The sequence below is a fragment of the uncultured Cyclobacterium sp. genome, assembly GCF_963976465.1.
Classification (GTDB): Bacteria; Bacteroidota; Bacteroidia; order Cytophagales; family Cyclobacteriaceae; genus Cyclobacterium.
Map to the genome: position 1 here is coordinate 1 of NZ_CAXBOC010000149.1, position 10,697 is coordinate 10,697.

The 10,697-nt window shown below is 38.8% G+C and carries 7 protein-coding genes; 4 read left to right on the top strand and 3 right to left on the bottom strand.

The window, feature by feature from the left end; genetic code table 11:
* The 4 genes from AAC037_RS10155 to AAC037_RS10170 all read left to right on the top strand — a co-directional run.
* The coding region (locus tag AAC037_RS10155; RefSeq protein WP_339902888.1) for an HRDC domain-containing protein at nucleotides 1–878 on the top strand (878 nt) is incomplete at its 5' end.
* A 17-nt stretch (nucleotides 879–895) separates the two neighbouring features.
* Nucleotides 896–2,191, top strand: coding sequence for a phosphoribosylamine--glycine ligase (gene purD / locus AAC037_RS10160; protein ID WP_339902889.1), 1,296 nt, complete (start codon nucleotides 896–898; stop codon nucleotides 2,189–2,191).
* A gap of 45 nt (nucleotides 2,192–2,236) precedes the next feature.
* Nucleotides 2,237–3,616, top strand: coding sequence for a regulatory iron-sulfur-containing complex subunit RicT (ricT, locus tag AAC037_RS10165; protein ID WP_339902890.1), 1,380 nt, complete (start codon nucleotides 2,237–2,239; stop codon nucleotides 3,614–3,616).
* A complete protein-coding gene (locus AAC037_RS10170; protein ID WP_339902891.1) occupies nucleotides 3,606–4,079 on the top strand; it encodes a gliding motility lipoprotein GldH in 474 nt (157 codons plus the stop codon). Before ricT ends, AAC037_RS10170 begins: the two co-directional genes overlap by 11 nt.
* 105 nt (nucleotides 4,080–4,184) lie before the next feature.
* Here AAC037_RS10170 and AAC037_RS10175 read toward each other — a convergent pair whose 3' ends face one another.
* The 3 genes from AAC037_RS10175 to AAC037_RS10185 form a co-directional block, all read right to left on the bottom strand.
* Nucleotides 4,185–8,183 carry an AAA domain-containing protein gene (locus tag AAC037_RS10175; protein WP_339902892.1) on the bottom strand — a complete coding sequence of 1,333 codons (3,999 nt, stop codon included), beginning with the start codon at nucleotides 8,181–8,183 and terminating at the stop codon, nucleotides 4,185–4,187.
* The gene (locus tag AAC037_RS10180; RefSeq protein ID WP_339902893.1) at nucleotides 8,183–8,995 is read right to left on the bottom strand and encodes an SDR family oxidoreductase; all 813 of its coding nucleotides are present in this window, start codon (nucleotides 8,993–8,995) and stop codon (nucleotides 8,183–8,185) included. The genes AAC037_RS10175 and AAC037_RS10180 overlap by 1 nt, the downstream gene beginning before the upstream one ends.
* Before the next feature lie 526 nt (nucleotides 8,996–9,521).
* Nucleotides 9,522–10,019: a hypothetical protein gene (locus AAC037_RS10185; RefSeq protein WP_339902894.1), complete on the bottom strand. Its 498-nt coding sequence runs from the start codon at nucleotides 10,017–10,019 to the stop codon at nucleotides 9,522–9,524.
* Nucleotides 10,020–10,697 lie beyond the last annotated feature (678 nt).

The following is a 10,697-nucleotide window of genomic DNA, read 5'->3' on the forward strand; positions in this document are numbered from 1 at the left end:
AAGGGGAGAAAAACGATTATATATTGAGCTATGGCCATGACAAGTTGCCCTCATTTGGCATAGGCAAAGACAAGGATGAGACCCACTGGAAGACAGTGTTAAGGCAGTCCATGATTTTTGGTTTGCTAGAAAAGGACATAGAAAACTATGGCATTATCTTACTTTCAGACAAAAGTGAGGACTTTCTAAAAAATCCACATGCTGTAGTGATTAGTAAAAATCACAATTTTGATGAAATGGCAGAAAATGTCTCCTCAGAAGAAATGAGTAATATTGGCAAGGCCTATGATGAAAAACTTTATGAATTATTAAAATTAGAGCGTAAAAAGGTAGCCAAAGCTAAAAACCTACCTCCTTACGTCATTTTCCAAGACCCTTCACTTGAGGAGATGGCAACCGTTTACCCCACAAGTAGGGAGGAATTGGCACAAATAAATGGCGTTGGCACAGGAAAAGTCACTAAATTTGGCAGGTCCTTTATCCGACTCATTGAAAAATATGTAGAAGAAAATGAAATCATTACTGCTTCGGATGTGGTCGTCAAAACATCCGGAACAAGGTCAAAGGTGAAAATCACCATCATACAACAGATAGACAGGAAAATCGATCTTGATGAGATTGCCATGAACCTGAATATCAGCATGAGTGAATTACTGCATGAAATTGAACAAATCATCTACAGTGGAACTAAACTAAATATCAATTATTATATAGAAAACATCATGGATGATGAAAGAGAAGACATTCTCCATGATTATTTTATGACGGCGGAATCGGACCATATCAAGGATGCCATGGCAGAGCTCGAAGAAGATGACTTTGCTGAAGAAGAAGTACGGGTATACCGGATTAAATTTATTTCAGATCACGCCAATTAAAAAAAAGAAAATACCAAATGAACATATTGCTTATAGGGAGCGGTGGCAGAGAGAATGCCTTTGCATGGAAAATTAAACAAAGTGAAAAATGCAAAAATTTATGGATAGCTCCCGGTAATGCCGGTTCTTCGGCCTTCGGACAGAATGTATCTATAGGAGTAAATGATTTTGAAGCCATAAAAGACTTTTGTATTGACAAAAAGGTTGACCTCCTAGTGGTAGGACCTGAGGAGCCTTTGGTTAAAGGTTTGAGAGATTTTATGGCCCAAGTACCTGAAGTGGCGGATATCCCTATTGTTGGACCGGGAAAATCTGGAGCAAGACTTGAAGGAAGCAAAGATTTTTCTAAAAACTTCATGTTGTCTCACGGCATCCCTACAGCTGCGTACGCTACTTTCACTCCTTCCACCTTACAGGATGGAATTGATTATTTGAAAAAACAAAACCTTCCGATAGTACTAAAAGCGGATGGCCTTGCTGCCGGAAAAGGTGTACTGATCTGTGGCAGTTATGAAGAGGCTGAGGAAAGCTTGAAGGACATGTTAATCGGCCAAAAGTTTGGAGAAGCCTCCACAAGAGTAGTCATCGAAACTTTCCTTACCGGCATTGAACTCTCCGTCTTTGTGGCCACGGATGGAGAAAGCTATAAAATACTCCCTGAAGCCAAAGACTACAAAAGGATTGGAGAAGGCGATACCGGTCCCAATACCGGTGGCATGGGTGCCATTAGCCCTGTCCCTTTTGCGGACAGTGCGTTCATGTCAAAAGTAGAAGAAAAAATTGTCAAGCCAACCATTTCAGGCCTTCAGAAAGATGGCATAGATTTTAGGGGATTTTTATTCATCGGCTTAATGAATATGGATGGAGAACCTTATGTCATTGAATACAATGTCAGAATGGGAGATCCTGAAACCCAGGCAGTATTACCAAGAATAAACAGTGATTTTCTGGAATTACTGAATGCTACTGCCAATAAAACCCTAAAAGATTACAGCCTTAGCATAGCACCGACTACGGCGGCCACCGTTGTGATGGTGGCAGGAGGCTATCCTGAAGCCTATGAAAAAGGCATGCCTATTTCAGGGCTTGAGAAGAAAAACATTAAAAACGCCATTACATTCCACGCAGGAACCAACACGAATACCAGTGAGCAAATTGTCACAAACGGTGGACGAGTTTTAGGTATCACCGGTTTGGGAGACACCGTGGAAAAGGCGATTGAGAATGCTTACGATAGAGTAGGCGAAATCACATGGGAGAAAGCTAATTACCGAAAAGACATAGGACAAGACATCCTCCGATTAGGTAATTAACCCCCATATTCACGAGGAGGAAACTCCCTAAAATATATATATAATATGTCAGGATGCGCAAACTGCAGTACCGACTCTACTGCTGTTGGTGGCTGCCAGAACAATGGCAGTTGTGGTACCAGCGATTGTAATAAAATGAATGCTTTCGATTGGCTATCCCATATGGGAATACCGGAAGTAGATAAATTTGATATTGTAGAAGTAAAATTTAAAGGAGGTAGAAAAGATTATTACAGGAATTCAGGACACCTGCAACTCACTACAGGTGATCCTGTAGTAGTAGATGTACCGAATGGGCACCATATAGGTTATGTTTCCTTGCAAGGAGAGCTGGTTAGGCTTCAAATGCAGAAAAGAAAAATAAAAAATGATGACAATATCTTAAGCATCTACCGAGTAGCTACTCCTAAGGACCTTGAGAAATGGCAAGAGGCAAAAAATAGAGAAGTGCCTACCATTTACAGGGGTAAGCAGATCATCGATGAAATAAAGCTTTCCATGAAGCTGTCTGATGTTGAATACCAAGCAGACAATTCCAAAGCCACCTTTTACTACTCAGCGGATGATCGGGTTGATTTCCGTGAATTGATAAAGCTTCTCGCCTCTGAGTTTAAAATCAGGGTGGAAATGAGGCAAATCAGCCTAAGGCAGGAGGCCGGGAGACTTGGTGGGGTAGGCGTATGCGGAAGAGAACTTTGTTGCTCTACATGGATCCATGATTTTAAAAGTGTCACCACCTCTGCAGCCAGGTACCAAAATCTCTCGTTGAACCCCAGTAAACTTTCGGGTCAATGTGGGCGGTTAAAGTGTTGCCTAAACTTTGAGCTGGAAAGTTACATGAGTGCGCTCGAAGATATCCCCAATATAGAAAAACCTTTACTAACACAGGCCGGAAAAGCCAAGCTCCAAAAGACTGACATCTTTCGGAGATTGATGTGGTTCAGTTACAATGACGACAACAACTGGCATTCAATTGATTGTGACAGGGTAAAAATCATAATAGAGCAAAATGCAAAAGGGATCACCCCTTTTAGCCTGCAACAAGACAAGGCCTTCGAAGGGGAAATTGATACCAATAAAACCAACCAAGACCTTGAATTATTGGATAAAAAATTTGCTGATTCTAGGCCTAAAAAGAAAAGGAAAAACAGATCCAGAAAATCAAACCCACACAATAAAGGGCAGGAACCCCCCCAAAGAAGGCAGAATAAACCTGAAGAAAAACCTCGAAATACCAAAAACAGAAGACCACCTAAACGATCGAATAACCCTCAAAATGCGCAAGGCAAAACAGGAACTTCTCCAAAAGATCCCGATGCTAAATCGCCAAAAAACCAGGGTAACCATAGAAACAAAAGACGAAAGCCAAATCGAAATAAAGGTCCTAGAGGTGGTGAAAACAGAAATAAGCCTGATGAAAAATAATAATATATTGGCCATTGCTTTGCTAGCTTTCATTGTATGGGCAAGTGCAGCTTGCAACAATGGCCGTGTATATGAATCTTATCAAGACCTTGAGAAATTAGAGTGGGTGGTTACGGATACCATTTCTTTCACTTTGGACTCTTTGGAGACAAATACAGGTACAAGCTCCATTTTAAGCATTCGGTACGATGATAAATATGAATACAACAACCTCTATGTTCGCTATTTCCTAAAAGACAGTTCGCAAGAAATCATATCAGATACCCTTCTCAACCTCCAGTTGTTTGATCCCAAAACAGGAAAACCTCTTGGGCAGGGTTATGGAAATAGAAGAATTTTGTATGACACCCTTCCTGGGAATAGGGTTTTATCCCAATCTTCCTATCACTTTGTACAATACATGCGGAAAGACACCCTCTCCGGAATCGAATCTGTCGGGTTGAAAATTATTGCCAACAATTGATCCAAGCCAAGACATGTAGGAAATAGGAAATGGTTGTGAGAAGATCATAATTGTAAGCCCCTACACAAGAATACAATGGTCGCTAATAATTGCTAAAAGCTTCTATCACTCTCCGGACTGACTTTTTACTTGGGCCAATTTGGTTTGTAACAAGTCTTCTTTATCTAGCCAATATTGGCGACTAAATAAAAACACGATGTTCCAGTTTCTAGAAGACAACAGTCGAGGGTGATATACAAAGGCCTCTTTGGCCGTTTTTGAGGAGAAGAACCGCTGATCATCAGTAAGAATTGCTGCCACGGCTTTACCATTTTCATTGACCTCCAGATCCATCACTGCGGAATAAGGGTTTTCCACTACCTCATGGCTCCCATAATTACCTATCAACCGGTCCCTAAATGACCAATTTCTGTCATATCCGGGGGCATCAGGTCTCAAAGCCAAGGTTGCTGTTCCTTGCTGCACTTCATCTACAAAAGCCAAATACTCTTTTAACAACCTGATTCCGGCATTTTTCATATGCCTTTCTTTAAAGTCAGACATCTTTAGACTAGAGATAAGAACATTTCGTTTCCGGGCTCTGGTAATGGCTACATTTAACCTGTTTTCACCTCCCTTTCTGGAGAGAAGGCCAAAATTAGCCGTGAATTTCCCTTCCGGGTTTCTAGCATAACCTACAGAAAAAATCACCTGATCAAACTCATCCCCTTGTACATTTTCAATGTTTTTTACCCGAATGTTTTCATCTTGAGACAACAACTCATCTTCCTCTATCAAACTGGAAATTAGCATCATTTGATGATAATTGAAGGTAATGATACCAATGCTATCTGAAGGGTTGATTGCCCGAGCACTTTGTAACTGAGCCATTACCTCTTCGGCCTCCTGAATATTGGTTTGGTCTTTCCATACTCCTTCCACTTTGATCAATTTCAATCCATGATCACCACTATTCAAAACCTTCCTGTCAGGCAACATGTATAACTTCCCTTTATAGAAATTTCTATTTGAAAAATCTATTAAGGGCAAAGTGGCACTTCTATAATGGGTTTGTAGATGATAGGTGGGAAAATACTGTGCTGCCATCTCCAACAAGGCATCAATTTCCACTTCCATTGTTTCTTCTTCTTCAGCCTGCAACCTTGTTTGATACAGGTCATAGGGTTGAAGCTGTTGCCGGTCCCCTGCAATGACTACTTGCTTCCCTCTCAACATCAACGGCAAGCCCCTTTCAAAATAACACTGACTGGCTTCATCAAAAATTACCAAATCAAAGTATTGTGTCAAAGGAAATAATGCGGATGCTGTCTCAGGAGATGCTAACCAGCATGGAATCAGCCTAAAAATCTCATCTTTATAGTGAGCTATTAATTTCTTCACAGACCAAATTTGTCGCTTTTTCCCTACCTGATGCCCCAGTTCTCTGTAGGATATAAGGTTGTTTAGCCGATTGTATTCCAAATTGGAACAAACCCCTTCCCTTAACCTCATCTCAATAATAAAACGTGCGATTTTTAATTTCTCTTCAACAGAATTTTCAAAATCAGTAATATTTGACTTGACTTGGGGGCCATAGATTTCTTTTAAGACCGGGTATTTGGCCTCTAGGTGGCTGATCCAACTCACTTTCAAACTGGATAAAAAAACTTCTTTCAGGGAATCATAATTGCGATCGGGAAATTCATCAATTAATTTTTCTATCACTTTTTTCTCTTCCTCCGACATGATGTGCCTTAGCTTGTCGAAGCGGCTCAATTCATCTACATCTTTTCCCAGGTTGGACTGAATTTCTTTTAAGCCCTTTTCATCCTCAGCACTTAATAGGTGTTTGATCTGAATTTCAGTAAGATATTCTCGCCAAGTAGAAAAATGGTCTTCCACCCAATCATTAATTACACTTACCCCTTCCAATAAATGTTGAAAATGATTGAAGGTAAATTGAGGTTTATAAAAATAGGAAGCCAAAACCCCTAACTCACTCATGATAAATCTGGCATTCAACGCTTTGACATGCAAGGCTGACACCTCTTCAAATGCCTCAATGGTAAAAGGTTTTTCGGGAAGTTTTATCCAGGGTTTCTGTTTCAATAAGGCGTATTGATGATTTAGATTCATCCTGTTCTCAAGCCTTTGTACCAAAACCCCAAGGTCTTCTTTACTGTTTTTTAACCCATTCTTTTCTAGCAACGATTTGATAACAGTATATTTCTTTTGGTTGAAATTCAAGGATAGTTTACCGTACCATGAATCCAATTGCTTAACAGCATCTACAGCCAAGGCTAAAGTGGCTTCCACTTCTTGATCACTTATCCCCCATTCCACGCCCTCATTCATCAGTAATTTCCTGATCATGTCTACCTTATTCTCTAACCATAAGCGATCCAGTGTTCCTGCATCATGCTTCATCAGGGCCTTAAACTTTTCATAGATCTGCGGATCGTCAATGGCAAGGCTTAAGGCATCCACTTTTTCCTTTTGCTGGAAAGATTGGTAGATAAGCCCATATTCAAAGGTATCTGCCAGCATGGAATTCAAATCATTTTTGGCAGTAATCTTCACCAAGGACAGCTCTTCAAAGGTGGCTTTCGCTCCATTGATGGCCTCAGGCCCTTTGTCTGAAAAATCAACCCTATGCAACCAAAATGAAGAAGCTACCTGGAATTTCTTATAGTAGTATTGGTATTGCTCAAAATCATTTAAAAAACCATCCAAATCATCCAGACGGAAATTTCTATACAATTGGGTCATGTCAATCCCTTCACTTCCAAAATCTGAAGTAAGGTATAGCTCTTTGACCGGAGCCCCACAATCACTTGTGTCATACAATGCCTCCTTATAGGCATCAAAGAAATCTGAATACCTTTCAATATTGGTGCACATTTGGCTAAAATTTCTTTCTAGCTGTATCGCATCAATAGAACTATTCAAAGCCTTGTAATTTTCCAGTGAACTGATCTGGTGGTTTATTTTTTTATAGAGCTCCTTGCGGTCTCCTCTGTAGTCATGGACCAGTGCTGTAAAATTTGCCATACCTTGTGAAGCGATACGTTGATACACCACATCAAGGGCTGCTCGTTTCTGAGAAACCACCAATACTTTTTTACCTCTGGAGGCAAAATCAGCCATCATATTACAAATGAGCTGAGACTTCCCTGTACCCGGAGGCCCTTGGACCACACAAGAGTTTCCCGACTTAATATAATTAATGACAGCCTCTTGGCTTGCATCAATGGGGAAAGTATTGTACAAATTGTTTTCTGTGGTAGGGTGTGGATTGTCGGTATTATTGGCAAAATAATCAGAAAACAAAGCCTCTAGGTTTTCTTGATCAGCTTGATCAATCAATTGCTCATAATCATCCATCAGAAAAGAGCTTTTTTGAGAAAACTGGCCCAAAATGGCGTATGGTTTTAATTTCAACAATCCGACTTCAAAGGATTCTTCAAAAAACTCCCTGTTATTGTCAGGAAAAAATTCCAATTGATCCTGATATATTTCTCGGCTAAAATTTAATTCGACCTGGTTTTTGAGCAGCTGGTAAAGATCTGCTCTAAATCCCATTGCATCCTTATGAAAATCTTCAAGGGAGGTCTCCAACCACTCTGCATCAAAGGGCTTTCCAACTGCCTGACTGTAGGCCAGTAAAAAGGAAGGGTTTAAAAATGGCAACTCCCCTACACTTTTTCTTAGATACCAGGTTTTGTCATCTAAAATAAGCTCCACCGGAAAGAATACCAAAGGGCAACGCGTGAGTTGGCCATTAAGTAGCTTGCCCTCCACAAAAGGCCAACCTACAAATAAACTTTTTTCGCCTGTTTCTTCAATGGTAAAATTAACTTGCTGTTTCAAGCGTTTTAAGCGTACAGAAAGTTGATTGACATTTTGATCCCTACTATCAAGCACCTGAATCAAAGGAATATTTCTCTTCCTCCCTAGTAATTCAGTGATGTAGAAAAAAGATGCATGGTTATTTAAAAAATGAAAATCCTTCAAATCAATCATTTGACTGGCAATGATTTTGGGAAGGAATATGGAACGGTTATTAGAAGAAAGATCTACTAACCTATTCAAATAAACCCGAAGTACATCTTTTAGTTTTGACATTATTTAAAGGGTGAGTCTTTTTCTTTGGCCATATGGTTGTAAACTATTTTATCCATTATTCCGGGCATCCATTTGTTCAAAAAAACCGCTAATTTCCCTTGGCGAGTTAACACAAGGTCTCTTTTCTTTTTCCGCAGAGCATTCAGCATGGATTCAGCCACTTCTTCGGCCGTCATCATCTTATCTTCCTCTCTAGGCGATTCACTTTGGCTACTCCCATCCCCCATTAAAGCATTGTTTCTAATATTAGAGGCGGTAAAGCCCGGGCAAACTACCAGAACATGTACGCCTAACCTCATCACTTCCGTCCTCAATGACTCAAAGAAACCATTCATGGCATATTTACTGGCAGTGTAGGCAGTTCTTGCAGGGGTTCCCCTGAAACCATTGATGGAGGAAACGCCAATAATGGCCCCTTTATTTTTAAGAATTTCATCCATACAATACTTTGTAGCATATACGGTGCCCCAAAAATTAATATCCATTACTTGATGAAAAACTTTCAAGTCCAAGTCTTTAAACAATGCCCGCATGCTTATTCCAGCATTGTTGATCAATATATCTATTTTCCCATAATGCCGGATAACCTCATGCGCCATTTTTTCATTATCCTCGGCCTTGGCTGCATCACAAACGCCACCTCCACACTCAACTCCTTCCTTTTGAAGAAGAAGCAATGTTTCATCTAATTTAACTCGGCTTCTACCTGTAATCCAAATTTTAGCCCCGGCTTTACCAAAAATGAGGGCACAAGCTTGCCCTATTCCCGAGGTGGCCCCAGTAACAACAACCACTTTATTCTTTATTTCCATATTTTTTTTTAACCAAGATACAATTCCGTCCTAAACAAAAAAGGAGAGATTCCATTTTTTGCCCAAAATAGTTATTTTAGGTTTGAGTCAAAAAAGGAGCCCCCTCATATGTAATATTACATTGTTTTCATAGATTATTAAAAAATCCACCGTTCAATTTTCAAGAAATTGGTGAAGGAAAAGAAAATCGATAAGGGCTGAAAGTGCTGTTGCTATGACTATTGGTATGGCACCAATTTTTAATGCGGATGCTAGTTGTTATCAGAGAATGAAATATTGTGAAGGTGTGATGACAGTTTACAATTGTGATCCTGATTACTACACCAGTGAAAGTTGCAGTGCAGCTTATGAACAATGTTATCTTTGTGATTGTTGATTTAATTAGATGGCGTTTTTGTTAATTAGGACGCCATTTATTCATAAAGGTAATATTTTCGTCTCATCTAATGGTAGGTTTACCACCTAATGGTTTTATCAGGAAAGTCTTTTTTTTAAGTTTCAACTATCGGTTTTAAAATTTATCTGCTTAATTCTCTGATAAAAAATCATTTAAATATTTCTCAAAATCTTCAGGAAATGTAGGGTTGTTTCTACTTTTTGCTATATCAATTATTTTGTCGTCTTTAACTGCGAAAATAAAATAATAATAGGGACGAGTTCCAAGGCCTTTTATTTTATTTGATTCTAGAAATTTGCTTTCAGGATCGTAAAAAACTGGCCAATAAAATTCTCTTTGTTTTAACCTTTCCTTTATTTTAGTAGAGTCTTTTTTATCAATGTAAAATAGAAAGGCTATTTCCGGAAACTTTTCAATTGCCTCAGCCCATTTAATAAGGTGTGTAGAGGAACCATTTGAGTAAGAAACGATTTTATATTTATAATCATACCACTTTTTATCAAATTCTATTGAATCATTTAGTGAAAAAGTTTTTAAATCTTTTGGGTAAGTGATTTTATCCGCTTTACTTGAACAAGAAGTACTTAAGATCGCTGTTGCTATTATTGTCCATATAATATTTTTCATGAAATTTTTATTTCGGGTATCGTTATTTTTAAAGTCTTTATATTTTGATTTTAAGTAGGTTTACTTTAATAATGTTGATAAACAACACAAAAAAAGATACTAATGGATTGAATTTTACTAGAAATAGTTTGAAAATTGCTCCTAATTATCTCTTTAAAGGCTTAACTACTAAAATATAAGTTAAATAAATAATTTGATAATTCAAACAAACTTTTCCTATAGCGCACTCAAAAAAGATTGAACCTCTTATGTGTGATATTGCATTTTTTTTTACAAATTATTAAAAAATCGACGGGTCAATTTTCAAGAAATTGGTACAGGAAAAGCAAACTGATAAGGGCAGCAAGTGATTTGACAGCTGGGCACATCGGTAAGGGATATTTTCATTGGGCATGGATCTGCTACTTGAAACCTCAACCATCTTGATTACTAAGCCCCTTCCAAATACAGATAAATCAAAAATTATTTAGAACCGCATTAACCAAGACCTATAAAATTTTGAAACCAAGAAGGACAATATTCAACCCTTTGACCGAAAATGATTAATTTTGCGAGCTATGTCAAGAAAAATGAAGAATAAGGTCCTCGAGCAGTTAAAAATCGAAAGAATTGCTGCCGAGGGAAAATGTGTAGGACACCATGAAGGCAAGGTGGTCTTTGTAGCTAATGTTGCCCCGG